Below are 25402 nucleotides of genomic sequence, written 5' to 3' on the forward strand. Positions count from 1 at the left end.
ACTAAAAAGAAACATTGTAGAAGATTATGGCGTCACGGTCTTTAGGAATGATGGTTTTGCATTGGGCATAAAAAAGCCCCACACAGGGTGGGGCATGAAGCCATCTTGCCCACTAGAAGGGGTTAGTGGGCGTGTCCGTGGCTATCTACCGTTCCATGGCTGTGACCATGATCGCCCATCGGCTTAGCGATGTTATTGCCATTGGCATCGTAAACGGCCTCAGGTGCATGCTCGATGTAACCTAGGTTAATCATCTTCACCAAAAAAGGGTCCGCTTCGTTATCGCCAATGTCGGCAAAATCGGTGTTCATGTAGCTAAAGCGCTGATCAAACGCCGCTTGAATCTGCTGTGGCTCTGTCTGCAGCGAAGTCATCTTCCACGATTCTTGAAGTGTGTCAGAGTGCATCGACAAAGAAACCAGCAGTTCAATGTTTGGGTTCCACTTAACCGTATAGTCTCGACCGTGAACAGAACCTGTATAAGTAATGATCAGATCGCAACCTGTGCCTTCGGTTTTGGTTTGCGTCAGCTGTTGTAAGAACGAAGGTTCGATCATGTGATAGATCGAGCTCCAGCTTTTTTGTTTACCCACCAAGGTAAGGTCGGCTGATTCGTATTCGATCAGGCGCTTATCGTTATCAAAAAAGCGATCCAAACGCAGTTGCGTTGGGGTGACTTTGTGCCAAATATCGCCCAAACCGTTTGGGTAGCGGTGCATGACTAAGCCTTCTTGGCGCAGTAATTTCACTTCGGTTTGTTCCGTTTCGCCCGTGGCTACAAGTGTGCGCTGGGTTTGATAGTGCGCATCCAGTGCGGTTTGGGCTGGGCATTGCTCTTGCGCCATTACAGAGGTCGAGAGCAGTACAGTAAGGGTCGATAACAGTAACGGAGTCTTCATGGTGGTGTTCGTATCCTTGATCTTGGCAAAACAAAAAAGGCAGCCAGAGCTGCCTTTATAACGCATGGATGTTACAGATTGCCTTCAGCGCTCTCTAACAAGTTGCCAGCGTGGTTCATCACATGGAAAAGGTAGTTTTGCTCGTGTGTACCGGTGACCAGTTGTGCACCCGGGCCTCGAGCGAACACGCCTACGTCTTCACCAGCGTGTGTTTCGGACGACATAGGCACCAGCGCCTCTTGGTGGAAACCTGAAGAGGTCGTGTCTACGTTGGTCAGATCCGCACGACCAGACACCGGTGTCTCGTTGTAGATCGCATCGGCATCGGTGACGTCATCACCCAAGTCATGGAAGCCAGGACCGTTGGTGTAGGTCAAGGTGGTGTACGGCATATCGTCGGCCGCCAACGCCACCTCGGTTAAAGGTGCGCCGTTGCTGTCATTGGTGATGACCTTACCCAGAATCGGATTGCCGCGCGTAGGGTAGCCAGCAATGGTAAACACGTGGCTATGGTCGGCGGTGACGATGATCAGGGTGTCGTCAGCATCAGTGCTGTCAACGGCGGCTTGAACCGCATTTGCAAACTCAACCGCATCGGTCAGTGCGTTATACGCGCTGCCGGCGTGGTGACCGTGGTCGATACGGCCAGACTCTACCATCAGGAAGTAACCGTCATCGTTGTTATCCAACACATCGATCGCCTTAGCGGTCATCTCAGACAGAGATGGCTCGCCAGACACATCGTTAGCGCGGTCGGCTTCGTAACGCATGTGGGATTCGCTAAACAAACCTAGCACCTTAGTGGCCGATGACGGGATCGCATCAAACCCGGCTTGGTCGTACACATAAGTACCGTTGGTGTACTGGGTTTGCCATTCGGTGATCAGGTTACGGCTGTCAGTCCGATCCCCTTCAACGCTGCTGTCGGCATCCGGTGTATTGAATGCCGCATCTTTAGGCAGGAAGTGACGACGACCGCCACCCATCACCACGTCGATACCATCAATGACAGGGGAGTTCACACCGTTGTTGAAGCGTGTTTCCAAGCTGGATTCAAGACCGATCAACTGAGAGGCGATGTCCTCGCAACCGGCATCAATCGCTTCTTGAGTCATATCGGAGTTGTCTTCCCAGTTACGCTCTGGAGACTTAGCGTACGTCGCCGCAGGTGTTGCGTGCGTAATTCGAGCCGTCGAGACGATACCGGTGGATTTACCAGCCATCTCGGCCAATTCCAGCGCAGTGACTAAGCCTTGATCTTGCGATGATACGCAATCCGAACGGTTCGCCGCTTCGCTGACGCTGATGATGCCCGCTTTGGTTTTAACACCCGTCATCATAGCGGTCATCGTACCCGCCGAATCCGGTGTTTGCTGGTTGGTGTTGTAGGTCTTTGCCAAACCCGAGAACGGGAATTGATCATAGCTTAGCATATGATCTTCGCCGTCTTCGTTGTTCATCTGACCTTGCAAAATACGAGAAGCCGTCACGGTCGAGATGCCCATACCATCACCCACAAACAGGATGATGTTTTTAGCAGAGCCTTTGGCGTTATTGACCGCATCTGCGACGGACTTGGCTTCGGCGACTTCCGCTTGAGCGGCGGTGTACCACTCTTTAGAGGCGGTGTCTTTTGGCACGATGCTGACTTTATCATCGTCCTTGTCGCTTGAATTGCAACCGGCCAGCGCTGCGATCGCTGTGGCCAGCAGTGTCAGTTTAAACATCTTCATGGGAATATCCTTTTTATATCTGGCCTTAGATTTCGTCGTCGATCGACAGAGCATCTTTCATCACATGGAACAGTACGTTTTGTTCCACAACACCTTGCAGCAACTGAGCCGAAGGGCCACTGGCGTGTACCGCTACATCTTCACCCGCGTGGGTTTCGGAAGACATAGGCACCAGCGCTTCTTGGTGGAAACCAGAATCTTCTGTGTTAAAAGAGCTCAAGTCGGTGCGAACACCTGCAGCAATCGGGTAGCTGGTGGTGTCGTAACGTGCATCGGCATCGGTCTCGCCAGAGAGCAGGGCATAGCCCATGCCATTAGCGTAACCGACTGTGGTGTAAGGAAGGCCATCGGATGCCAGGGACTCGGTCGTCAGTGGCGCACCGCTGCCGTCATTGGTAATGACTTTGCCAAGAATAGGGTTACCGCGGGTTGGGTAGCCTGCAATGGTGAAAACGTGGCTGTGGTCGGCGGTGACGATGATCAAGGTTTCTTCATCGTTGGTCAGATCGATGGCGGCCTGAACGGCTTTGGATAATTCAACCGCATCCGTCAGTGCGTTGTAGGCGCTGCCTGCGTGGTGGCCGTGGTCGATACGACCGGATTCCACCATCAAAAAGTAACCATCGTTGTTGTTGCTAAGCACGTTGATCGCTTTCGATGTCATCTCCGATAGCGATGGCTCGCCACCGACATCGTTTGCGCGGTCGGCTTCGTAACGCATGTGGGATTCATTAAACAGCGCGAACACTTTTTCCGCAGTGTTAGGGATCGCATCAAACTCGGTTTGAGTATCGGCGTAGTAACCGTCTGGGTTGGCGGTTTTCCACTCTTCGACCAGATTGCGGCCATCGGTACGATCGCCTTCAACGCTGCTGGATGGCTCAACGGAGTTGGCCGCTGCATCGTTTGGCAAGAAGTGACGACGACCACCACCCATCGCAACGTCAACACCATCACCGTATGGGTAGTCGATCAGTTGGCTTGCGATGTCCGCGCAACCTGCATCAATCGCCTCTTGTGGCATATCGGAATTATCTTCCCAGTTACGCTCAGGTGATTTGGCATACGTTGCGGCAGGTGTCGCGTGTGTTAGGCGCGCCGTGGTCACGATGCCGGTGGCTTTGCCAACCATTTCGGCGGCATCCAGCAGTGAGACTAGCTTTTGATCGTCGCTAAAATCGCATGTTGCACGGGCGACCTCTGGTGATAGGCCAATTACACCGGCTTTGGTTTTAACACCGCTCATCATCGCGGTCATGGTGCCCGCCGAATCCGGTGTTTGTTGGTTGGTGTTGTAGGTTTTAGCCAGTGCTGAGTAGGGGAAGGTTTCAAACGAGAGTTGGTTTTCTTCGCCGGTATTGCCTGCTAATTGACCTTCTAGAATACGAGCCGCCGTCAGTGTAGAGATGCCCATGCCATCGCCAACAAATAAGATGACATTCTTAGCGGAAGTGTTTGAAGATAAAGCTGTTTTTGTTGTTATTTCTGACTCTGCATCCGTGAACCAATCGCTGGATGATTGGTAAGTCGGGAGAATATCAGCGCTCGCAGCATTTGCCATGGCAACCGCGATGGCCAAAGAAAGCGTGGTCGCTAAAGTTTTCATTCCGTGCTCCGTGGTGTGTTTATAGGTGTTTTAAACGCACCCAAACACTACGGCGGGAATGTTACTGATCGATGACCGCTCGGTGACAGAGGGATGTCAGCCCATCGTGTTAAGAGACGCGATGTGGCTCGTGAAAGACGCGTGTTATACGACGGCCCAGCATCTCGATCTCGCCATGGTAGCGCTCATCCCCCGTGGAGGAGAACTCAAACCCATAACGCCGGAACAGACGCATCTGGCCATCATCGTCGCGTTTGAAGCGCAGCTTTTGTAAGCCAACGCTCTGATCCAGCAGTTGCAGTCCCATTTTATCGCACGACTGGCGCGCGGTTTTTAACGCAAAATCACGGTGTTTCAGTGACGACCACCAAAAGGCGCAGCCAGCTAACACCAGTGATACTAACAGAAGGTCCGATAACTCGATGTACATGCGAATCCACATTCAAAAGGCATCCCCCAAAGATAAGGGCGATGCGGCCGAACTTCAATGCAGGTGCGGTGCTTAAACGCAACAAAGTGTACGGCTACTGAAAATACCTGATCAGTTTGCTAGGATATGCCTTTGTCATGTTGGATATTGGGGTTGTACCGTGCTTAAACCATTAGATCAGCTAACGTTTGATAACAGTTATGCCCGCTTCCCCGACCTTTTTTATCACCGTGTCGATCCCACGCCGTTAAAAGGCGCCCACCTGATCAGCTTCAACCCCGATGTTGCGCCCTTGATAGGGTTAGACCCATGCGCTGCCGACCCAGAGGCATTGGCCGGATTTTTTGGCGCAGGAGTGCTACTGCCGGGTGCTGAGCCGTTGGCGATGAAATACGCAGGTCACCAGTTTGGTTACTACAACCCCGATTTGGGCGATGGCCGTGGTGTGCTTTTAGGCGAGGTAATCAACCCCCAAGGCGAGCGCTGGGATCTGCATCTAAAAGGCGCAGGTAAAACCGCATTTTCCCGCATGGGCGATGGCAAAGCCGTATTGCGATCCAGCATTCGCGAATACCTGATCAGTGCTGCCATGACTGGCCTTAATATCCCAAGCACCCAAGCCTTGGCGCTGATTGGTAGCGATCAATACACCATGCGCGAAGGGATGGAGCCATGTGCGACCGTGCTTCGAGTAACTCAGTGCCATATCCGCTTTGGTCACTTTGAGCACTTTTACTACCGCAAAATGGAAACCGAGCTAAAGCAGTTAGCGGATTACTGCATTGATCGATTTTACCCAGAGTGTAAAGAGGCCAGTGACCCCTACCTTGCGTTTTTTATTGCCGTGCGGGATCGATCCCTTGCGCTGGTGGCAAAGTGGCAAGCGTATGGGTTTGTTCACGGTGTGTTGAACACCGATAACATGTCGATTTTAGGCGAGACGTTCGACTATGGCCCATACACCTTTATGGACCAATACGACCCAAATTTTGTAAGCAGTCATACCGACCATGAAGGTCGCTATGCCTTCAAAAATCAGCCCAACATTGTGGTGTGGAATCTGTCTTGCCTTGCGCAAGCGCTAGTACAACTGGCGGATCGAGATGGATTGATCAGTGCGCTGAACGAATCAGCAGCCTTGTTTACACAGGAGCTGGATACCTTGATGCGCCATCGCTTCGGCTGGATGACGGAACAGCCGGAGGATAGTGAATTAATCCAAGAATTCAATAAGTTAATGGCGACTCATAAAGTAGATCATAATCGCTTTTTGCGGGCCTTATCGGACCTTAATCCAGACGATGACGCGACGATTGGGCAGTGCTTAAGCTTCTTCTGTGATCCGACCGCGGCGTCCGATTGGTTAGCCAAATACAGCAACCGCACCGCGAAAGAAGCGGCCAGCGCACCGATTCGCCAGCAACAGATGCACTCGGTCAACCCTGTGTATCTGCTGCGCAACTACATGGCGGAGGAGGCGATCCGCGAAGCGCATCAAGGCAACTATCACTTGATCAATGAGTTACTTGCCGTTCTTCGCCACCCATATGAAGCGCAAGACAAATACCATCGCTATGCCGAACAACCGCCTGAGTGGGCCGGCGGTATCTGTTTAAGCTGCAGCTCTTAACCGGCGTAATCAAAAACAAAAGGGCGCTTTAAAGAAACCGTCACCTTGGCGAAACAGTTTGTTAACCGAATTGTCTGAATCCTCGCGTAGTTTTGGGTGTTTAGAACAGAACAACACCCAACCTCCCTATGTAAGGAAACACCCATGAAGGCTACACGGTTTCATCGTTCTCGCTTGACCCACTGCATCGCCGCCGCGCTGGCTATTTCGGCAACGGCCAGCAGTGCTTATGCTGACCCCTTTATCTCGGAATACATCGAGGGCAGCAGTAACAACAAAGCGATTGAACTGTATAATCCATCCGGCTCGGAGTTATCGTTAGACGGTTACGAGCTTGCGTTTTACTTTAATGGATCGTCTTCAGAGGGTGTGGTCATCGATCTTACCGGATACATCATCGCTGCCAGCCAGACCTTTGTCATCGCCCACGGTAGTGCGGTTTTTGCAAACCAGCCTTATGTAAACCTCACCAACAGCCAAGGCTGGTTTAACGGTGATGATGCGGTTGTACTTCGCAAAGGCGATCAAATCATCGACCGTATCGGTCAGATTGGCGTCGACCCAGGTTCTGAGTGGAACGACGGTGTTGCCTCGACCCAAAACAACACCTTGCGACGCGTAGTGGGTACGCAGCAAGGTGACAGCAACGCGTATGAGCCGTTTTACCCGTCCCAGCAGTGGGAAGAACACCCTCAAGACACCGACGATAACTTAGGCGTGTACGGTGATGGCTCTGTCGGTGATAACGCTGGGGACGATGGCAGCACGGGTGGTGATCTTTTAGCGTGTGGCACTGCGGCAACGGCGATCCACACCATTCAGGGGGCAGAAGCCGAGAGTGCAATGGCAGGCTCTGTTGTATCGATCGAAGCGATTGTGACCCAAATTACCCCAGACTTAGACGGCTTCTTTATCCAGATGGCTGATCATGAGGCCGACGATGATGATCGAACCTCCGAAGGTCTGTTCGTTTATACCGGTAATGCGAGTGACAGCGTCAATACCAGTGTCGCGGTGGGTGATCGAATCCGCTTACAAGGCACTGTATCTGAGTACTACAACAAAACTCAGGTTAATCAACTAACCGCACTTAGCACCTGCGCTGAAGGCCAAACGTTACCGACGCCTGCGCTGGTGGATCTACCGGTGGCTGACCTTGCCGATTGGGAGCAGTGGGAAGGGATGCAAGTCCAGTTTAACCACGACTTGGTGGTAAACGAGACCTACAATCTTGCGCGTTACGGCATGCTCACTTTAGGTAAAGAGCGTGCGTTTATCCCAACCCAAGTGGCGGAGCCAGGTACAAGTGCCAATGCCGTATCGGCAGCCAATGCGCTGGGTCGTATCTATTTGGATGATGCTTCCAACACGCAGAATCCGGCCACCGTGGTGTACCCAACACCGATGTTGAGTGCAAACAACACTGTGCGTGTCGGCGATACCATCACGAACTTAGTCGCGGTATTGGATTACACCTACAGCGATTGGAAACTGCTGCCATCGACCATTAACTTTGAGCCCACCAACGAGCGCGAAGCCTACCCAGCTCGTTTTTACCAAGGGGATGTGTCGGTCGCCTCGTTTAACGTCCTAAACTACTTTAATGGTGACGGACAAGGCGCGGGTTTCCCGACTTCGCGCGGTGCAGATTCCTTAGCCGAGTTTGAAAAGCAACAAGCGAAAATCGTAGCGGCCATCAGTCGTATGGACGCCGACGTGGTCGGTCTGATGGAGATCGAGAACGACGGCTACGCCGACACTTCTGCCATTGCTTCCTTGGTGAGCGCGCTTAATGCTGTAATGGGCGAGGGCACGTATGATTTTATCGTACCGAACGCGTCGATGTTGGGGGATGACGAGATCGCCGTTGGCCTGATCTACAAACCAGACCAGGTAACACCGGTTGGCAGTGCCAAAATCTTGGATGAGTCTAACTCCCCAGTGGATGACAGCGGTAACCCACTCTTTAACACCGGTAAAAACCGCCCCATGCTGACGCAACGTTTTGCTGACAGTGCCAACGGTGGCGAGTTTGTGGTGGCGGTGAACCACCTTAAATCCAAAGGCTCGGATTGCGAATCGCTGAATGACCCCGACACCGGCGATGGCCAAGGCAACTGCAACCTAACTCGCAACCAAGCTGCAGAAGCGATCGGTCAGTGGCTGAATACCCAATACGGTGAAGAGGTTCCAACTCTTGTCATGGGCGATCTTAACAGCTACGCGAAAGAAGACCCGATCCAAACCTTAGAAAGCTACGGTTATACCGACCTTGCGAAGACCTTACACCTGCCAGAGAGCGAATCTTACACCTATGTGTACGATGGCGAGTCGGGCCAGTTGGATCATGCGTTAGCCAATGCAGCTTTAAGCGAGTCGGCCGTCCAAATGTTGGTGTGGCACATCAACACGGACGAGCCTCGTGCGCTGGATTACAACGAAGAGTACAAAACCGATGATCAGATCATCGATTACTATTCAGCCGATCCGTATCGCTCATCCGATCACGACCCTGTGATCATCGAGTTTAATACGGCCCCTGCTAACCAAGCACCTACCGCCGAGATCGACTCAAAAATCCGCCCCAACGGTAAAGCTACGTTCGAGGCCATTGCCGAGGACATCGACGGCCAGATTACTGACTATCAATGGGACTTTGGCGATGGCACAACGGCCAACGGGCAGAAAGTCACGCACCGTTATACCCAAAACGGCACTTATTCAGTGACGTTAACCGTGGTGGACGACCAAGGCGCGAGCACTCAGGTTGTGAGCACCACCAAGATTAAGCTCAACAACGGCCATGCTCAATCGAGTAAAGGCTTCTTCCAAGTACTTGCGAAGCGCTGGACCAGCTGGTTAGACCGCGTATTCAGCGGCTGGAATGTGTAAGGGCCGTAAGGCGTTTGAGGAAAACCCCGCTTAGCGGGGTTTTTTTGTGAGGTTGTCACTTCAAAAGTAGAGTCAAGAGTCAGTTTATTTTCTGGCTTGGCTTTGGTTTTATTGAGGTCATTTTTGTATACTGGAAAGCCAGTATCATATTTCAACTAGCAATGTTCCTCATTTTTAATTACAGCTGTAAACTGCTTTGTAAGGCCCATTTTGATTTAAGTCGTAGAATTTTTTCACAAAGCATAAAGTTAAGTGATTTGTCTTTATAATATTTACGTACTCTTTTAGAATGCGTTTAACTACAGGTTTCATTGGGCCTCGATAAAGTCTACCGGCTGGACCTGTTACTAACCCAACAGTGAGGTCAGTCATAAGCTTGTTACAGAAAGTCGATTGTTGTAATGCTTGTAGAAAAATCTCCATTGTATAAGGAGACGGTTTTCTATTTTTAAATTCCGAAGTTTCAGGGTACATCAAGATTAAAATTTCTTGGAGTTCATCTCTATCTTCAATATCAAGTTCCATTTGTTTTTTCCTTGGCTTAGTCGATCAGTTTAAGTAGTTTTTCTTCGGAGATATTTCCAGTTATCTCAATTAAATTGCTATCTTCAAAGATTAAATAAGCGTTAACAAAGTCTGGTAACGTGTTGTTCTTATCGAGATAAAGTTGATGTTTTTCGTTTTTGAAGATTTGTTTGTAATTAAACATCCCTTCAAATAACTCACGTTCCGCTTTTGATGCGCTCTTGTTAGTTAGGAATTTGATAACAATTTGGTTGAATGGTTTTTCACTGCCATCAGGTAGGGTTAGCTTTTCGTCATCAGTGATGGGTTTAAGAGCCACATACCCTGTATTATTTCTGAGCACAATTCCAGAGCCTAATAGCTCTATCGTCTTCCACGTTTCAGCTAAGGGTAAACTAAAATTATTAATTTTAAGAGTATGGGGTGCAGAAAAAGCGAGTGAGCTTACAAAGATTGTAAGTATACCTAGCAGTTTTGAGAGCTTCATAGCAATCCTTTAGCATATGAAATTAAATAGTTTTAATCATAGTCTTTTTGGTCATCTATGTAAATAGGTATAATAATTTTCCATTGAACACGTGTTCGAAAATAACTGTGTTTTATGCGCTTTAAGTCTTAGGTCTCAACAAAAATTTTTAAAGTGTAACATTAACTATTCGTGCCAACTTCGACATGAAACCCTTGGTTGAGTTACTTTTTTGTTCTAAACGGCCCCTAAATATTCTCCGATAAAAACAGTTCAAAGGGTAGGCGGGTTGCCCCTTTATGAAACCGATCACCCTGTTCCAGGGCATCGATCATCAGATCCACTAACCGTTGCGCTAATAATTCCCTTGGGTGTGATATCACTAGGTCGATTACTCCTTCCATTAAGGCTGTACGGGTTTGATCTGTTAGCTCGTTGCATACGGTGATGATGTATCGGCTTTTATCACTTTCTTTTAACGCGTTGATTACCCCTTCGATACCGCCACCTGCAACATAGATTCCGATTAAATCGGGGGGTCGATTTAGCAAGTCTAACGTGGCTTCTTCTGCGACCTGCGGGTCTTCTAAACTCAGCATGTCATCGATCACTACAAAGTCTGGGTAATCCCCCCGAAAATAGGATCGGAAGCTCATTTCGCAGAGCTTTTGGCATTGGTAACGATGACCGCCCATCAAGAATACGACTTTTCCTGGACGGTTATTGAGTCTTGCGATGGTCCAAGCGGCGGTGCGACCGGCCATCCGGTTATCGATCCCAATAAAACCTGTTCTCTCCGATGCTGGCAAATCCGTTAACACGGTAAATACCGGAGTGCCATTAGCAACAACGGTGTTGATCGTCTCACGCACTAAAGGGTGATCGGCGGCGACTAAACCAATGGCGTCGGCTTTATGAGCCATGCGCTCTAAACATGACGATACGGCTTTGGGGGTGAGCTCGTCGATAAACTCCACAATAGGAGTACCCGATGTGCGGGTATTCGCTTTGGTGGATTCCGTTAATACCCGCGATAAGTGTCGATAAAAAGGGGCGTTACGCTTTTGGAGTATAAACCCCAATGTGTGATGTTTGCCGGTGTCCTCTACGTGTTGTCGAATGATGTGTGAAGCTCTAAAACCAATCGCCTCAGCCGCATCCAGCACCCGTTGTGCTGTTTTTGCACTCACCCGGGCGCGTTTATTCAGCACACGATCCACCGTCGCTATGCCTACGCCTGCTTGCAGGGCTACATCGCCCAGAGTTGGTCTTTTCATGGTTAACCCTTTGTTATTTTTATTTGAACTCAATTGACACGTAAGTAAATGTTTCGTGAGCTGATAAGCCAAATCGAGTGTAAATCTGGCCATAGTGAATGGCAGGAAAGCCAGTTTCAACAAAGTCTTTTTTTTGTAAACCGTTGCCACGAATAAATTTACCAATTTCTCCTAGTGGCAACCACTCCACCTCAACTCCATCTAGCAACCGCTCTAAGAAACTCACGTTACTCATACTCACCCCCTTGTAATTCCCGCTCCAACATTTCAATGCTCGGCAAATTTGTTTTCAGCTCTTCTGGTAGGGCATTTTGCAAACTGTACTCGGCAATACCCATGGGTTGGGTTTTATCGCCAAGGGCGTATTCGGCGACAACTTTGTCTTTGCTTTTGCACAGCAATAAGCCGATGGTGGTGCCGTCGTGCTCTGTCTTGACTTGCCTATCGACGCTCGTTATATAAAAACCAAGTTGGCCTAAGTGCTCTGGTTTGAATTTTCCGGTTTTAAGCTCAATAACCACGTAACAACGCAGCTTCAAGTGGTAAAACAAGAGGTCAATAAAAAACTCTTCTTCACCCACCTGTAACAACACTTGGCGCCCCACAAACGCAAAACCAGCGCCAAGCTCTAATAGAAACTGCGTGACATGCTGTACAAGTGCGCTTTCGATTTCCCGCTCTTGGGCTTGTTCGGTCAGGCCTAAAAAATCAAAGCAGTAAGGGTCTTTTATGGACTCTATGGCAAGGTCCGACTGCGGTTTCGGCAGGCTGGTTTCGAAGTTCGTCACAGCGTTACCTTGGCGCGCTAGCAGGTTGGATTCGATTTGCATCACCAGTACATTGCGTGACCAGTTATTTTCAAGTGTTTTGGTAGCGTACCACAGGCGCTCGTTGGTTGCTTTTAGCTTAGATAACAGCACAAGGTTATGCCCCCACGGCAATTGTCCAACAGCTTGTTGGACAATTTCAGCCTCTGGCCAAGCTTCGGCAAAAGCGCGCATGTACATGAGGTTAGCGCGCGAAAAGCCTTTCATATCGGGGAAGGCGGTGCGTAAATCCTGCGCGAGGCGCTCAATCACTTTAGCCCCCCAGCCTTGCGCGGCTTGGCGCGCTAAAATGTCGCGGCCAATCTGCCAATAGAGCTGTATTAATTCGCGGTTTACTGCAAGCGTGGCGCGTTGCTGGGCGCTGTGAATGCGGGTTTTTAGCTCTGCCAGCCAATCGGCGTAGCCTTCTGGCGCCTCGGTGAGTGAGGTGGGCTTCTTGCTCATGCTTGTATCTCATCTTCGCCGCTGTCACCCTCTATTTGCGCCACAATGGCGTCAATCTCTTTGCGCAGTTGATCAATCTTGATGACGGTAGTTTTTAATTCTGCATTGAGCTCTGCAATATTAATCACTTCGCGAGTGTCTTTGGCTTCGACATAGCTACTAACCGATAGGTTGTAATCATTAGCGACCACCTGCTCATAAGGTACCGATTTGGCGAAGTGATCAATATTTGCTTTGCTATCGAATACATCCATGATTTCTTTAACATGGTCGTCATTCAAAATATTGTTGTTGGTTTCCTTTTTAAACAAACCACTGGCATCAATAAATTGGGTGTCTGTATTGGTTTTGTTTTTTGCCAGCACCAAAATATTAACCGCGATAGTCGTACCAAAAAATAGGTTGGGTGCCAGCGAAATGACGGTTTCGACATAGTTGTTATCTATTAAATAGGTGCGGATTTTCTGCTCGGCGCCGCCGCGATAAAAAATACCGGGGAAGCACACAATAGCCGCACGGCCTTTGCTTGAAAGGTAGCTAAGGGCATGGAGTACAAACGCAAAATCCGCTTTGGATTTGGGTGCAAGTACGCCGGCCGGTGCAAAGCGGTCATCATTAATTAAGGTCGGGTCGTCGCTGCCAATCCACTTTACCGAATACGGTGGGTTGGAAACAATGGCATCAAAGGGCTTATCATCACCAAAGTGCGGGTCGGTTAACGTATTGCCTAGCTGAATATTGAATTTGTCGTAGTTTATGTTGTGCAAAAACATATTCATGCGGGCAAGGTTGTAAGTGGTGTGGTTAATCTCTTGCCCAAAAAAACCGTCTTCAATGATGTGCGCGTCAAAATGTTTCTTTGCTTGCAACAACAGTGATCCAGACCCTGCTGCAGGGTCATAAATTTTATTAACACTGGTTTGCTTATGCATGGCCAGTTGGGCAATAAGCTTGGATACATGCTGTGGGGTAAAAAATTCACCGCCCGATTTTCCGGCATTGGCCGCATAGTTCGAGATTAAAAATTCATAGGCATCGCCAAATAGGTCGATATGGGCTGCATCAAACTGGCCGAAATCCAATTCACTCACACGTTTAAGCACATGAGCGAGGCGCATGTTTTTGTCTTTAACGGTATTGCCTAATCGGTTGCTGGTGGTGTCAAAATCGGCAAACAGACCTTTGATGTCATGCTCCGATTGGAAGCCATTAGCGGAAGCTTCAATTTCGGCAAATATTTTGGCAAGGTCGGTATTTAGACTTTCATTCTTATTGGCGGTTTTAACGACGTTGCAGAATAACTGGCTGGGATATATAAAGTAGCCTTTGGTCTTGATCGCGTCCTCTTCAATTTCCGGCGTGATTACGCTATCAGGCAGTTCGGCGTAATTGACGCTATCATCACCGCCTTCAATATAAGCGGCAAAATTTTCGCTGATAAAGCGGTAAAACAGGGTGCCAAGTACATATTGTTTAAAATCCCAGCCGTCTACGGCGCCGCGCACATCGTTGGCAATGGCCCAAATCTGGCGTTGCAGGGCGGCACGTTGTTGTGAGCTTGTCATGGTTGTTCCTGTTTTATGTGTTCAAATCGTTAAAAGGGTGGCATTTGGCTGGCTAGCGGTTCTTCGTGCAGCTGTGCTGATTAAGCTTGCGTCAGCTCAAGCAGGTCGCCCACCTTGCAATCAAAGAGCAGGCACAGTTTTTCAACGGCTTCGAGATCCACTTTTTGAGCCGTTTCTTTGTAGAGCAATGTGACTGTCGCGCGGCTTAAACCTGTTTCTCTGGCAACGTCAGCAATACGCATCTTGTGTTCACCCATCATGCGGGCGAGATGGCAACGGATCATGGCTGTGCCTCTAAAAATTGGGTTCTCAAGTAACGCCGAAGCTTACCACATCTTTAATATTGGATTAGCATTTTGCGAGTTAAAATTAAATTATAGTTGCCTGTTTAGCAAGTTGGAGGCGGGAGCTTGGCATGTTACGCAAGAGAGATTGTATGTCATACCACAAAACATCTGTTAGAAAGCTTTTAGGCTCCCTAACGCACGGCATAAATGAATGATAACGAGGTCTTGATCAAACTAATAAGGCCCAACAGAAGGTTCCGCTCGTATAGGTGTTTACCTTAGCTTCCAATTATACACTGATTTTGGAAACATCTTCCCCTCAAGACAGAGATGGGTTAGAAGAACTAACTGTTTCTTGAACTCTTCTGCAGGTCCTAACTTGGAAAACTGAAGGACTATATTCAGGCCGGTTTTACTCGTTAGTGATAATTCAGGGTAAGCACAGATGGGATAGCTGAAGTCTTTAAATGTTCTGGGATTAAGAGCTTCAGGAGTATTATCAATTATGGTTGCATCTTTGGGGATAGGAGAATCTTCAATGAACATTCTATGGCCAAGGTGGGCTTGTAATGTTAGATAGCTTATTGTACCAATACCAGAACGATCATAGATCAAAATTTGATCTGGTAGGAAATAGAGCTTGGTAGACCCTAACTTCATAAAGAAGACTTTCTGATCAACTGAAATCCAAGGGGGTGTAAGGAAACCCGTAAAGATACTGTTTCGGAAAAGGATATTTTCAGCGCCTAAAAAAGATTGCTTATCTTCAATCTCAATACACGCATATACCTGCCAGATTTCCTTTGTTTTTTTTAGCTCATCTGCCGCCGCTAAAAAATTATCGTAGCACTGCTGGGCCTCGTCACTCAGTTGATACTCGATTTTTGTGTCTTTCTTACCTATGTCCCACATGTGGGCGATAAAAGAGAGAATGCAACCGACAATAGCCACGGATATTGCGATGATTGATTCATACTCTGAGCTAGCGGCCAGTATGGTTAGCCCTACACATAAGAAGAATACGAGTGGCGCTTTTTTGGTAATGGAATTTTTACTGTTAAGAAGGGCGTGAAGCTCTTTGATCGGGGGATCGAAAATCTTAACAGCGGGTTCACAAACGACGTATCCCTTTGCCATATGAGTCGTTTGCTCATTTAAGGTAGCGTAGTAGGATAGAGCGCTCCTGAAAATTCTTCCATCGCCAATGGATCTTTCGGGGTGGTGTTGTTTATCGATTTGTGTCAAATTCTGCCTCCTTGCAAAATTGTCTCTGTGTTGCTCAGTGATGTCTATGAGCTATCACCATTCTGCCACTACAAACATAGCCCTTAAATATTCTCCGATAAAAACAGTTCGAAGGGTAGGCGGGTTGCCCCTTTATGAAACCGATCACCCTGTTCCAGGGCATCGATCATCAGATCCACTAACCGTTGCGCTAATAATTCCCTTGGGTGTGATATCACTAGGTCGATTACTCCTTCCATTAAGGCTGTACGGGTTTGATCTGTTAGCTCGTTGCATACGGTGATGATGTCTCGGCTTTTATCACTTTCTTTTAACGCGTTGATTACCCCTTCGATACCGCCACCTGCAACATAGATTCCGATTAAATCGGGGTGTCGATTTAGCAAGTCTAACGTGGCTTCTTCAGCGACCTGCGGGTCTTCTAAACTCAGCATGTCATCGATCACTACAAAGTCTGGGTAATCCCCCCCGAAAATAGGATCGGAAGCTCATTTCGCAGAGCTTTTGGCATTGGTAACGATGACCGCCCATCAAGAATACGACTTTTCCGGGACGGCCATTGGTGCGATTCAAGCCCTTAAATCGTCCGGTCGTGATATGGATGCGGTTGTTGTTGCCGGCATTGATGCCACAGCCGATGCGTTATCTGCTATGCAAGCGGGTGATTTAGACGTAACCGTGTTTCAAAATGCCAAAGCACAAGGTAAGGGCGCAGTCGATGCTGCGATCAAACTGGCCAAAGGCGAAGAGGTTGATCAAAAAGCTTGGATTCCGTTCGGTAATCCCCCAGAAAATATGGATCAATATATCCAGCGAAATTAAGCTCTCTTATTTAAGTAACATTTAAGCCTCGTCTAGCGAGGTTTTTTCTTTTGTAAGTTTTGAATACGGCTCTCTAACTCACGCCTGCTTTATCATACGCGCCTCAACGAATCGTTGATTTAGGTCACTTATTTTCTGTCGTTCTAAGTGACGTAAAGTTCATGGCATAACGGCAACACGGAGTTTTAATGAGAGTTTCAAAGAAAATCATTGCGCTTGGGGCTATCGCGGTTATCGGGTTGTGGGCGGTAATCTCATCCGCTTTAAAACCAGACGGTAAAGACATTGCAGCCAGCAAAGAGGTGGATGTACTGCTGATTGGTGGCGGTATCATGAGCGCTACACTTGGCACCTATCTGCAAGAGCTGGAACCAGATTGGTCGATTACCATGGTCGAGCGTCTTGATGGCGTAGGTAAAGAAAGTTCTAACGGTTGGAACAACGCAGGTACCGGTCACTCTGCACTGATGGAGTTGAATTACACGCCGCAACTGGAAGACGGTTCGATCAATATCGACAAAGCGTTAAAGGTGAACGAAGCGTTCCAGATCAGCCGTCAGTTTTGGGCGTATCAAGTCAACGAGCAAAAGATGCATGACCCCGCTTCGTTTATCCGAAGTGTAGATCACATGAGTTTTGTGTGGGGTGATACCAACGTTAACTTCCTGCGTGCGCGTTACGCCGAGTTACAGAAAAACTCGCTGTTCCACAGTATGGATTACAGTGAAGATCACGACCAGATCAAAGCGTGGGCACCTTTGTTGATCGAAGGGCGTGACCCCAATCAAAAAGTTGCGGCAACGCGCTCTATCATTGGTACTGATGTTAACTACGGTGAGATTACCCGTCAGCTGACCGAAGGGTTAACACAACAGGATAACTTTACGCTGAGCACCCGCTCGGAAGTGCGTGCATTGACGCAAAATGACGATGGCAGCTGGCACGTACTGATTGCGGATTTAGTGAACAATGAAGCTCTATACACCGTCGATGCTAAATTTGTCTTTATTGGTGCAGGTGGTGCGTCACTGACCTTGTTGCAAGCATCCGGCATCCCGGAAGCGGAGCAATACGGTGGCTTCCCTGTGGGTGGCCAGTTCCTGTATACCGATAACCCAGAGATTGTGGCGAACCACAAGGTAAAAGCCTACGGCCAAGCCGAAGTAGGGGCGCCGCCTATGTCGGTTCCGCATTTGGATGCGCGTCGTATCGATGGTAAAGAGATTGTCCTATTTGGCCCGTTTGCGACCTTCTCGACCAAGTTTTTAAAACAAGGTTCGTTGTGGGATTTGCTGGGTGCGACAACCACTTCAAACGTGGTTCCGATGATGGAAGTTGGGTTGGATAACTTCAACTTGGTGACTTACTTGATCAGCCAAGTGCTGCTCAGCGATGAAGACCGCCTAGCAGAACTACGTAAGTACTATCCAAACGCGAAAGCGGAAGATTGGGAGCTGCTAACCGCCGGTCAACGTGTACAGATCATCAAGAAAGACCCTAAAACTGGTGGTCGTTTGCAGTTTGGTACCGAAGTTGTGGTGTCCGAAGACAAAACTCTGACGGCCTTGTTGGGCGCATCACCTGGTGCATCGACAGCTGCGCCGATCATGCTGAACCTGTTGGAAAAAACCTTTGCGGATAAAGTAAGCGGGGAGTGGAACGCGCAATTAAAAGCGATCATCCCATCTTACGGCACCAAGCTGAACGGCAACGTTGAAGCAACCATGAAAGAACTCAACGCTACCAGCGAAGCGCTTGGTTTACGTAAGCCCGTCGGTTACACAACAGAAGCACCCGAACCTGAAAGTGGTGTGCCTGTTGTGCCCAAGTCTGAACTGCCAGACATTGAGCTGTAACTTGAACTCATAAAACTCATAACAAAAGCCCCGCAACAGCGGGGCTTCTTCGTCTTAATTAAGACTTCTTCAGAAGTTTTTTCAGCTTCTTCAGTTTGCTTTCATGCTTAGCGATTTTAGCTTTACGCGCTTTGATCTCTTTCTTGACTGACTTAGCTTTTACTTTAGCCATGTTGCTCTCCTTATTGTGACATTCTGCTGGCATTGGCCAAGGTTATGTATCCTCTGGCCCGCCGCCATGCTGTTTAATGAAACGACGTATAAATTGTCGTATCTCTCTGGCTGCGCTGGTGTCTAACTCATCGCACAGCGAGACAAATTGATCCCGCTCCTCGTCATTAATTCGAATCACCAGTTGGCTATTCTTTTTGACTTTTTTCTTACCAGGCATATCGATTAATCCTCACATCCACTGGCAAGCGAGCTAACAACTTGCGCATATCTAAAAGATATACAATGTATATACATTTTTAGGTTATCACAGTTTCATTAGATGTCAAAGGTTTGTGCTTGGCGACAAGAGCTGCTCTAACCCCTCTACAATCTTGCTGCGCCATTGAAAGTAATCATGTCCAGAGGCGTACTCTTTGAATTGAACAGGGTAATGGGCGGCTTTAAGTACTTGGTAAAGGCGTTGATTGCTATCAATGATGCCAACATCGCCGCGTCCGGTTTCAAATGTGCCGGCGTTCAGATAGATGGCGATGTTGGGTTTTGGGTTCTGTTTGATCTCTTCCGTTAGCCATTGTGATTGCTCCCGATTTTTCGCCCACCAGAAAGACCCCGATTGGCTGAGCACCTTGCCAAATTGATCAGGGTATTGGTGCGCCACATACATCGAAGCTAAGCCGCCGTAGCTCGAACCTGAAAGCAGAGTGTGTTTCGCATCAAAGGTCAGATTAAGTTGCGCCTCAATCCACGGTTTCAGCTCGGTTGCCATCATCTTGGCAAAAGTTGGGTTAGGGGGGAGTTCAACACCACGACTTTGCCGGGATGCGTTATCAATGAATACGGCGATGGTCGGGGCAATGCGCTGTTCAACAATCAGCTTATCCAAAATGGCGGGTGTTGGGATTTTGTATTGGTACTCCAATCCATCAAAAAAGAGAGCAAGGTTCAGCGCTTGTGGGTCCTTCTGGAGGTTCACTCCTTTAGGGATGTAAATCCAAATGCGGCGCTGATTCTCCAATAGCGTGCTTCGAAAATCGAAACTTTTAAGTTCCCCTTGGGGTGATGCTTCTGACAATGACGGTCGGTCCAAGCCATCATGGGGGAGATCAATATAGGAGCTGTCCGTGTAGCGATCCGAAGGGGTCGTGTAGTTAAAGCGATTCGGGTTGTGCGGGTCGGCTTGCGCGGTGGCTAACAAGCTGATGCGGTGTTCTGGGTGATCTTTCGGTAAAAGTGGATAGTCAGGTACCAATTGATACGAGAGCTTGGTTGAGTTGGGCACACTGTAGCTTCGATACCAAATATCCGTATCCGCTAATCGATACATGGGGTCATGATCAGAAGAGGGCGCACCTAGAATTTTAACCCCAAAGCGAGCACCTCGATAAAGAAACGTTATGAGTGATTTATCACCTTCCAAGGGCTCCACCAGCGGCGTGCTTTGTTGGATTAACTGTGCCCACACCTCGTCACTGTTAACGCCATCTTGAAGAGTGTTAATGGCCTCTTTGATTACTACAGAGCTAACACCTTCCTTAGGTATGGCCGGTGTTGGTGGTGTTTGATACGCGTCTAGGATTGTCCACTCGATACTCGGTGCTTGATCGTTAGGGTACGGTGTATCGGATTCGTAGTTTAATGTATAGGTAGCATCTGTTTGGCTTACAAACCGAAACTCATCGCGGGAAGTTTGCGGTGTTAAAAAGATCTTAACCACATTTCCAGAGCCCACTTTAAGCGAGAGGGTGTAATCGTGTATCGATGAGCTTAACTTACCAAACAAGTAATCATCTTTTTTTAGTGTTACAGAATGGGTGAAGTGGCGGTCATCCACGCGGTTTAAATGAGCGGTATACGTGTGATCAGTTGCGAAGACGCTTAACGGCAAGGTGAGCAGTAAGTTTGGTAGAAAAGCACGAGCAAGTACGCGTGCAGTGTTCAGTCTGAGCATGAGCGCATCCATGGTTGTTTAAACTTCATCAATAAAGCGGGTAAAGGTTTACCCGCTTATCGTGAGAGCGATTAAAAGAAGTAATCCAAAGAAACCCCTACGGTTCTAGGTGCACCGACGTTGGCTTGTCCTTGAGAGGTAATCCGGTAGATGACTTGCTCATTCGTTAGGTTTTTAACGTATGCACCGAGTTTTAAGTCCGGTGTAATCCAATACTGAGAGTTGGCGCTCAGTGTGGTGTAGCCATCGAGCTTGGTCTCTTCGGAGTTGTTGGCATCGGAGTAATAATCGCTTACATGGTGGATATCCCCAGACACACTCCATTGATCACTGATTTGATACTCTGCGCCAAGGTGGGCTGTTACATCAGGGGCATAACCAAACTCGTTACCCTCAAGTTCCGTAAAGCCGGCTTCTGCATCACTGATTTTGGTTTTTAACAGTCCTAATGCGGCATTAACGCGCAGTTGCTCAGTGGCTTGGTAAATGGCTTCAAGCTCTACGCCGTAACTGTAAGCGGATGTTAAATTGGTGAAGCGTGGCATCACGTAGGCCAAGTAGCCATCGTAATCGTTATAAAATAGGCTGCCCGATAACATCAAACGCTCGTTCAGGAGCGTCGCGCGATGGTTTAACTCGTAGGTCGTTACGCGCTCTTCATCGTAGGTGTAAAACTCACTGGTGATCCAATCCAAAGCACCGCCGCCGGCGTTGTAGCCTTTGCGGATGGTAAAACTCGTGTTGGCGTTGTCAGAGTGGTAGTACGCAGCGCCTATCTTTGGAAGAAACAAGGTTTTTGCATGATCCAACTCAACAAGGCCTTCCCACGCTGTATCGGGCCAAGCAACGATGTCGCGTTTTTGATGCTCGCGTTCTAGACGCCCACCTGCGATTAACTCAAGATTAGGCGTGATGCGATACTGTGCTTCACCAAACACGGCCATGGTGCTGATCTCATCAGTGCCGTTAAACCCGCCGTCATAAATGAGGATATCCTCCTCTTTTTCATAACCATAAACCCCGAGCATCCCTGAAAAGTTTGAGTCCATCGGGCGGTAGTTAAGCCTTGCCTCTAAGGTTGTACTGTCTTCCTCGAGATCCATATAAAACGGAGTAGGGGATTGCACAAATTTGGATCGGTAGCGCTGATGACCCAGTAAGACGTGCGCGTTTAAAGCCTCGGAGAGTTGATAGCTGACGTTCAGGTTAACTGCGGTCTCGGAAGAGTCTTGCAAGCGGGTGTTGTTGTCATCCCCGGTGAACCGGAAATCTTTTGCGCCATCGTAATCGACGTAGTTAAGGTACTCACCATCGGCTTCTCGCTGGGAAACCGACAATTTTGCACTGAGCTCAGGCAGGTTGGCGGGCTCCCATAACAATTTGGCTCTTACCGATTGTTGTGTGGATTTGTCCGGGTCATCCGACCAAGCCCCCTCGTCTAGTTGGTAATCAATAAAACTGTGACCGCTGAGTCGCTCTGCAGCGATACGAAACGCCAGCTCATCTTCAAGAATAGGGCCAGACAGTACGGCGGCGGTCTGGTACTTTTCCTGCTCGTTTTCCCAACCAACGCGAATGCGGTTATCCCAATCAAACGTTGGGTCGTTCGTTGAGACTACAACGGCGCCGCCCATGGCGTTGCGTCCTTGGCTGGTGGATTGTGGGCCTCGGAGCACCTCTATTTGTTTCGCATCCCAAAGGCCTGTGTTGATGTAGCGCACGCCCGTCCAGGTTTCGGCAAGGCCATCTATAGTAGTACTAACGCGTGGGCGGCCACCAGAGATAAAACTGAACACACCTTGTGCGGCCCCAGCACCTTCTACACCACGAATATTAGGCGTGCCAAAAGGGTGTTCAATCACATTTGGGACGCTTTCTAAAGCTTTGCTAGCATCGGGATAGAGCACGCTGTTTAGCGTGTTTTGACCGATTACCGACACAGCCGAGTGGGTATCTTTTAGCGAACGCTCTAGTTTTTCACCGGTGACCAAAATGCTGTCCATGGACACCGTGCTGCTGTCCTGAAAACCGGGTAGCGGCTGATTTCGAATAATGGTGTAACTAAGATCATTGTTCTGGATCGCGCTTAATCCACTACCAGATAGGGCTTTATTAAGCGCATCAATGGATGAAAGATCACCCTTGATGGACGGTGCTGAGCGTCCCTTCAAAAGGGCGGCATCTACAGAGAGTAAGATCCCTGTGGTTTGGGTGATTGCACTGATTTGGTTTTCCAGCGATTGGGCGGGTAGGTTAAAGCTAAAGTGTGTGGTTTGCGCAGCATATACTTGGCTGCACAGCAATAAGCCTGCCGCTGTCCATTTGATCATTCGCATAAATAGAGATCCTTAACGATGGTTATAATGCATGTCATCTAACGTGTTCTCTCTATTAATCGAACTCATCCCTAAAAGGGGAACCCCAAGGTGATTTTAAACAGGCTGTATTGATACCCACCAAGGTGTAAGGGCATTTACTTTGATGGGTAAGCTTCTTTCGAGCATGGTTAAAGCCAGGTCGGTATTATCCGTTGGAAAGGCACCTGTGATACGCAGTGACTGAATATCCGGGTGGCAATGCACATGACCCTTTCGATAAAAGCTCAGGATATTGGCCCAGCGATGCAGCGGCATATTGGTGCTTTGCAGTCGGTTATCAAGCCAAGCAGTATCGGTTGGCGATGCTGCTTGGCGTTTTAATATCTTGCCGCGCTTATCCAAGGTCAGAGTTTCGTGAGGCTTAAGTGGCTGGTCGGCTAAGTGGGTCAGTTCAGCCGTCCCACTCAGAAGGGTGATACGTATATCTTGGTCTTCACTGCCGATGCTGTGTTCGGCACTGACGTGTGCATTTCCGATTAATCGTAAGCGGAGATCCTTTAAATGAAGCTCCGTAACTTGTGGGATTGACGACCCACCTTGCTGCAGAGAAATTTGTCCCTGAAGCAAGGTCAGTGAATGCCCAAGAGAGTTATCGCCCATCTTGATAGCGGCCTGGGTTCCCAACATAGCGTTCAGGTTGGATGACAGTTGAATCGGCTTTACGGCAGCGTGGCCGTTTTGAACATCCGCGTACAGTGCCAAAGGCCACCGTGTTTTCCAAGAAGCGCAAGCCATACCAGCACCACCGATCAGTAGGAGTGCGCTTTTAAGCAGGGTGCGCCTGTCGGTTGTGGCTTCCAGTTGGTAAGAGCGCTCTAGTACCTGTGCTGTGTTTTGCGGATTCTGATGATTCAGTCGCTGAAAGCGTTGCTCAACCTGTAATATCTTCTCCCAAGCGGCTTGGTTTAATGGGTCTTCCAGCCAGATGGAAAAGTCCAGTTGCATTGATGCAGATAAACCACCGTCTTTCGTTTCAGCGTACCAACGGGCGGCTGTGTCGAGGCGTTCAAATTCAATTTGGCTTTGACGTTTATTATCGATGGCATCGCGTGACTGATCCATCTTTTAAAATGCATCCATGTGAAGCGCACATCTGGCCATCGCACAGGCCATGTATTTTTTAATTGTCCGCTCTGAGATATCCAATTGCTCAGCAATCGCTTTATAAGTAAGACCATGAAGATGCGAAAGGAGCAAAGTCGTGCGCACAGGGGCGGGTAGGTCGTCCAACATGGCTTTAACCGCAACGAGCTCTTCGATGAATAAATGGGTGTCTTCGGGGGATGGGTGCAGCGCCTCTGGAGTGAGGGCTAATGTTTCTTCCCACGCTTGTTGAACGGCGGCTCGGCGCCAATGATCCACGCATAAACCATGTGCTACCTGTTTAAGGTAGGCTTTTGCTTTACCAAGCTGAGTAAACTCAACCGGAGTACTTAAGAGTCGTACAAAAGCGTCTTGAGCTAAGTCGGCTGCCGTTTCGGAGCAATGTAGCCGACGTGACAGCAAGGTCTTAAGCCAAGAATGTTCGCCCTGATAAAGAGCTTCAATGGTGATGGGGCGATGCTCAACAGCGGTCATCTAGAACCTAACTTACCGTTAATCTAAGTGATAATTATTATCATTATAAGATTGTTGATGGGCGTTTGTCAGTAGATGTTTTTATAAGCGTCAATGATGTGTTGAATGCTAGCGCTTTGTCCTTGTTGGATGCGTTGATAGTGATTGAGTAGTTTTTGCTGATACTCCCTAGAGTACTCATGCTCCCAGATTTTAGTGCCTACAGCTGAAATGGTGTTTTGATCAGTTTTATCCGTGGTCAGTAACAGAGCCTCATAAAACCGATGGTTTTCTTTAACTAACGCTTCATCGATAAGACCTAATCCAAGATGGATGGCCTTTTTCCTAAGCATAAACATGTGGTGCACGGGGCAAATCAGAAAGTCGATGTTTAATTCTGGATAGGCTGTGTAAAGGGTTTCGATAATCTCGGATGTTAAATCACCGCCAACGCCGGCAATGATGACTAAATGACGCTCGCCATAGGCTTTTAACGGAAGGTTGGATGCATCTAAGCAGTGCGTTTGCCAGTTGGTTGTCGAAAGAAACCGTTTTAGTTTGCTATCAAGCTCGCTCACTAACGCCGGTACGATATCAACAAAATGTATCGTGGACTCTGGGTGCGCCTCAGACAGGGATGCACCCAGCAGTCCATGATCACAACAGCAGTCCCATATATGAGGGTACTCTTTCGTAATCATGTTTTTTATGTACGCTAGCCGATGACTGAGTTTCACGTATGGCCTTGTAAGAAACTGATTGTTAAGGGTATGTTGTATTACGATAGGCGTATTTTGTACGCGGGAGTGTGTTCAGTCAATTTTCATGGTTTGGGGTGATA

23 protein-coding genes are annotated in these 25402 nt (G+C 48.5%); 4 read left to right on the forward strand and 19 right to left on the reverse strand.

Translation table 11 applies throughout. The features are described 5' to 3' along the window. Positions 1-122: 122 nt before the first annotated feature. The 4 genes from ACXAF9_RS06320 to ACXAF9_RS06335 all read right to left on the reverse strand — a co-directional run bounded on the left by ACXAF9_RS06320 (position 123) and on the right by ACXAF9_RS06335 (position 4680). Positions 123-899, reverse strand: a complete 777-nt coding sequence (locus ACXAF9_RS06320; RefSeq protein WP_475071811.1) for a hypothetical protein — start codon at positions 897-899, stop codon at positions 123-125. A gap of 71 nt (positions 900-970) precedes the next feature. Then, the gene (locus ACXAF9_RS06325; protein WP_475071816.1) at positions 971-2632 is read right to left on the reverse strand and encodes an alkaline phosphatase; all 1662 of its coding nucleotides are present in this window, start codon (positions 2630-2632) and stop codon (positions 971-973) included. 25 nt (positions 2633-2657) lie between these two features. Next, positions 2658-4238, reverse strand: a complete 1581-nt coding sequence (locus ACXAF9_RS06330; protein ID WP_475071820.1) for an alkaline phosphatase — start codon at positions 4236-4238, stop codon at positions 2658-2660. Between the two features lie 109 nt (positions 4239-4347). After that, complete coding sequence (locus tag ACXAF9_RS06335) at positions 4348-4680, reverse strand: DUF3301 domain-containing protein (RefSeq protein ID WP_475071824.1); 333 nt, start codon at positions 4678-4680, stop codon at positions 4348-4350. Positions 4681-4828: 148 nt separating this feature from the next. On the opposite strand from ACXAF9_RS06335, the gene ACXAF9_RS06340 reads away from it, so the two are divergent. Beyond that, complete coding sequence (locus ACXAF9_RS06340) at positions 4829-6298, forward strand: protein adenylyltransferase SelO (RefSeq protein WP_475071827.1); 1470 nt, start codon at positions 4829-4831, stop codon at positions 6296-6298. Positions 6299-6442: 144 nt separating this feature from the next. Next, positions 6443-9190: an ExeM/NucH family extracellular endonuclease gene (locus ACXAF9_RS06345; RefSeq protein WP_475071832.1), complete on the forward strand. Its 2748-nt coding sequence runs from the start codon at positions 6443-6445 to the stop codon at positions 9188-9190. A gap of 174 nt (positions 9191-9364) precedes the next feature. Here the strand turns inward: ACXAF9_RS06345 and ACXAF9_RS06350 are convergent, their stop codons facing one another. From ACXAF9_RS06350 to ACXAF9_RS06390, 9 genes are all read right to left on the reverse strand, one after another. Beyond that, on the reverse strand, positions 9365-9715 hold the full coding sequence (locus ACXAF9_RS06350) for a hypothetical protein (RefSeq protein ID WP_475071837.1): 351 nt from the start codon (positions 9713-9715) through the stop codon (positions 9365-9367). Between the two features lie 16 nt (positions 9716-9731). Beyond that, a complete protein-coding gene (locus ACXAF9_RS06355) occupies positions 9732-10202 on the reverse strand; it encodes a hypothetical protein (RefSeq protein WP_475071842.1) in 471 nt (156 codons plus the stop codon). Positions 10203-10429: 227 nt separating this feature from the next. Continuing rightward, a complete protein-coding gene (locus tag ACXAF9_RS06360; protein WP_475071845.1) occupies positions 10430-11458 on the reverse strand; it encodes a LacI family DNA-binding transcriptional regulator in 1029 nt (342 codons plus the stop codon). A 19-nt stretch (positions 11459-11477) separates the two neighbouring features. Further along, the gene (locus ACXAF9_RS06365) at positions 11478-11693 is read right to left on the reverse strand and encodes a hypothetical protein (protein ID WP_475071850.1); all 216 of its coding nucleotides are present in this window, start codon (positions 11691-11693) and stop codon (positions 11478-11480) included. Then, positions 11686-12729, reverse strand: a complete 1044-nt coding sequence (locus ACXAF9_RS06370) for a PDDEXK nuclease domain-containing protein (protein WP_475071853.1) — start codon at positions 12727-12729, stop codon at positions 11686-11688. Before ACXAF9_RS06370 ends, ACXAF9_RS06365 begins: the two co-directional genes overlap by 8 nt. Next, positions 12726-14294, reverse strand: coding sequence for a type I restriction-modification system subunit M (locus tag ACXAF9_RS06375; protein ID WP_475071855.1), 1569 nt, complete (start codon positions 14292-14294; stop codon positions 12726-12728). Before ACXAF9_RS06375 ends, ACXAF9_RS06370 begins: the two co-directional genes overlap by 4 nt. 80 nt (positions 14295-14374) lie before the next feature. After that, positions 14375-14578, reverse strand: a complete 204-nt coding sequence (locus tag ACXAF9_RS06380) for a helix-turn-helix domain-containing protein (RefSeq protein WP_475071857.1) — start codon at positions 14576-14578, stop codon at positions 14375-14377. 276 nt (positions 14579-14854) lie between these two features. Next, complete coding sequence (locus ACXAF9_RS06385; protein WP_475071859.1) at positions 14855-15826, reverse strand: hypothetical protein; 972 nt, start codon at positions 15824-15826, stop codon at positions 14855-14857. Between the two features lie 83 nt (positions 15827-15909). Further along, positions 15910-16302 carry a substrate-binding domain-containing protein gene (locus ACXAF9_RS06390; RefSeq protein ID WP_475072400.1) on the reverse strand — a complete coding sequence of 131 codons (393 nt, stop codon included), beginning with the start codon at positions 16300-16302 and terminating at the stop codon, positions 15910-15912. Between the two features lie 43 nt (positions 16303-16345). Here ACXAF9_RS06390 and ACXAF9_RS06395 point away from each other — a divergent pair, with 43 nt between their 5' ends. Both ACXAF9_RS06395 and mqo read left to right on the forward strand, forming a co-directional pair. After that, the gene (locus ACXAF9_RS06395) at positions 16346-16648 is read left to right on the forward strand and encodes a substrate-binding domain-containing protein (protein ID WP_475071861.1); all 303 of its coding nucleotides are present in this window, start codon (positions 16346-16348) and stop codon (positions 16646-16648) included. 188 nt (positions 16649-16836) lie between these two features. Continuing rightward, on the forward strand, positions 16837-18504 hold the full coding sequence (gene mqo, locus ACXAF9_RS06400) for a malate dehydrogenase (quinone) (protein ID WP_475071863.1): 1668 nt from the start codon (positions 16837-16839) through the stop codon (positions 18502-18504). Between the two features lie 214 nt (positions 18505-18718). Here mqo and ACXAF9_RS06405 read toward each other — a convergent pair whose 3' ends face one another. From ACXAF9_RS06405 to ACXAF9_RS06430, 6 genes are all read right to left on the reverse strand, one after another. Further along, a complete protein-coding gene (locus ACXAF9_RS06405) occupies positions 18719-18895 on the reverse strand; it encodes a hypothetical protein (protein WP_475071864.1) in 177 nt (58 codons plus the stop codon). 105 nt (positions 18896-19000) lie between these two features. Then, positions 19001-20626 (reverse strand): enterochelin esterase, encoded by a 1626-nt coding sequence (fes, locus tag ACXAF9_RS06410; RefSeq protein ID WP_475071868.1) that lies wholly within the window; start codon positions 20624-20626, stop codon positions 19001-19003. A 71-nt stretch (positions 20627-20697) separates the two neighbouring features. Continuing rightward, positions 20698-22962, reverse strand: a complete 2265-nt coding sequence (locus ACXAF9_RS06415) for a TonB-dependent receptor (RefSeq protein WP_475071871.1) — start codon at positions 22960-22962, stop codon at positions 20698-20700. Positions 22963-23058: 96 nt separating this feature from the next. After that, positions 23059-24066, reverse strand: a complete 1008-nt coding sequence (locus ACXAF9_RS06420) for a DUF4880 domain-containing protein (RefSeq protein WP_475071875.1) — start codon at positions 24064-24066, stop codon at positions 23059-23061. Positions 24067-24069: 3 nt separating this feature from the next. Then, entirely contained in the window at positions 24070-24582 is a 513-nt protein-coding gene (locus tag ACXAF9_RS06425; RefSeq protein WP_475071877.1) for a sigma-70 family RNA polymerase sigma factor, read from the reverse strand. Between the two features lie 68 nt (positions 24583-24650). Further along, positions 24651-25298: a tRNA (adenine(22)-N(1))-methyltransferase gene (locus ACXAF9_RS06430; protein WP_475071879.1), complete on the reverse strand. Its 648-nt coding sequence runs from the start codon at positions 25296-25298 to the stop codon at positions 24651-24653. Positions 25299-25402: the final 104 nt, after the last annotated feature.

The organism is Neptunomonas sp. ABH4_499 (assembly GCF_056160565.1).

Excerpts from the sequence above, each read along its gene's own strand:
- ACXAF9_RS06320 (WP_475071811.1), bottom strand. The coding sequence starts at position 899 with ATGAAGACTCCGTTACTGTTATCGACCCTTACTGTACTGCTCTCGACC.
- ACXAF9_RS06325 (WP_475071816.1), bottom strand. The coding sequence starts at position 2,632 with ATGAAGATGTTTAAACTGACACTGCTGGCCACAGCGATCGCAGCGCTG.
- ACXAF9_RS06330 (WP_475071820.1), bottom strand. The coding sequence starts at position 4,238 with ATGAAAACTTTAGCGACCACGCTTTCTTTGGCCATCGCGGTTGCCATG.
- ACXAF9_RS06335 (WP_475071824.1), bottom strand. The coding sequence starts at position 4,680 with ATGTGGATTCGCATGTACATCGAGTTATCGGACCTTCTGTTAGTATCA.
- ACXAF9_RS06345 (WP_475071832.1), top strand. The coding sequence starts at position 6,443 with ATGAAGGCTACACGGTTTCATCGTTCTCGCTTGACCCACTGCATCGCC.
- ACXAF9_RS06350 (WP_475071837.1), bottom strand. The coding sequence starts at position 9,715 with ATGGAACTTGATATTGAAGATAGAGATGAACTCCAAGAAATTTTAATC.
- ACXAF9_RS06355 (WP_475071842.1), bottom strand. The coding sequence starts at position 10,202 with ATGAAGCTCTCAAAACTGCTAGGTATACTTACAATCTTTGTAAGCTCA.
- ACXAF9_RS06360 (WP_475071845.1), bottom strand. The coding sequence starts at position 11,458 with ATGAAAAGACCAACTCTGGGCGATGTAGCCCTGCAAGCAGGCGTAGGC.
- ACXAF9_RS06365 (WP_475071850.1), bottom strand. The coding sequence starts at position 11,693 with ATGAGTAACGTGAGTTTCTTAGAGCGGTTGCTAGATGGAGTTGAGGTG.
- ACXAF9_RS06370 (WP_475071853.1), bottom strand. The coding sequence starts at position 12,729 with ATGAGCAAGAAGCCCACCTCACTCACCGAGGCGCCAGAAGGCTACGCC.
- ACXAF9_RS06375 (WP_475071855.1), bottom strand. The coding sequence starts at position 14,294 with ATGACAAGCTCACAACAACGTGCCGCCCTGCAACGCCAGATTTGGGCC.
- ACXAF9_RS06380 (WP_475071857.1), bottom strand. The coding sequence starts at position 14,578 with ATGATCCGTTGCCATCTCGCCCGCATGATGGGTGAACACAAGATGCGT.
- ACXAF9_RS06395 (WP_475071861.1), top strand. The coding sequence starts at position 16,346 with ATGACCGCCCATCAAGAATACGACTTTTCCGGGACGGCCATTGGTGCG.
- mqo (WP_475071863.1), top strand. The coding sequence starts at position 16,837 with ATGAGAGTTTCAAAGAAAATCATTGCGCTTGGGGCTATCGCGGTTATC.
- ACXAF9_RS06405 (WP_475071864.1), bottom strand. The coding sequence starts at position 18,895 with ATGCCTGGTAAGAAAAAAGTCAAAAAGAATAGCCAACTGGTGATTCGA.
- fes (WP_475071868.1), bottom strand. The coding sequence starts at position 20,626 with ATGCTCAGACTGAACACTGCACGCGTACTTGCTCGTGCTTTTCTACCA.
- ACXAF9_RS06415 (WP_475071871.1), bottom strand. The coding sequence starts at position 22,962 with ATGCGAATGATCAAATGGACAGCGGCAGGCTTATTGCTGTGCAGCCAA.
- ACXAF9_RS06420 (WP_475071875.1), bottom strand. The coding sequence starts at position 24,066 with ATGGATCAGTCACGCGATGCCATCGATAATAAACGTCAAAGCCAAATT.
- ACXAF9_RS06425 (WP_475071877.1), bottom strand. The coding sequence starts at position 24,582 with ATGACCGCTGTTGAGCATCGCCCCATCACCATTGAAGCTCTTTATCAG.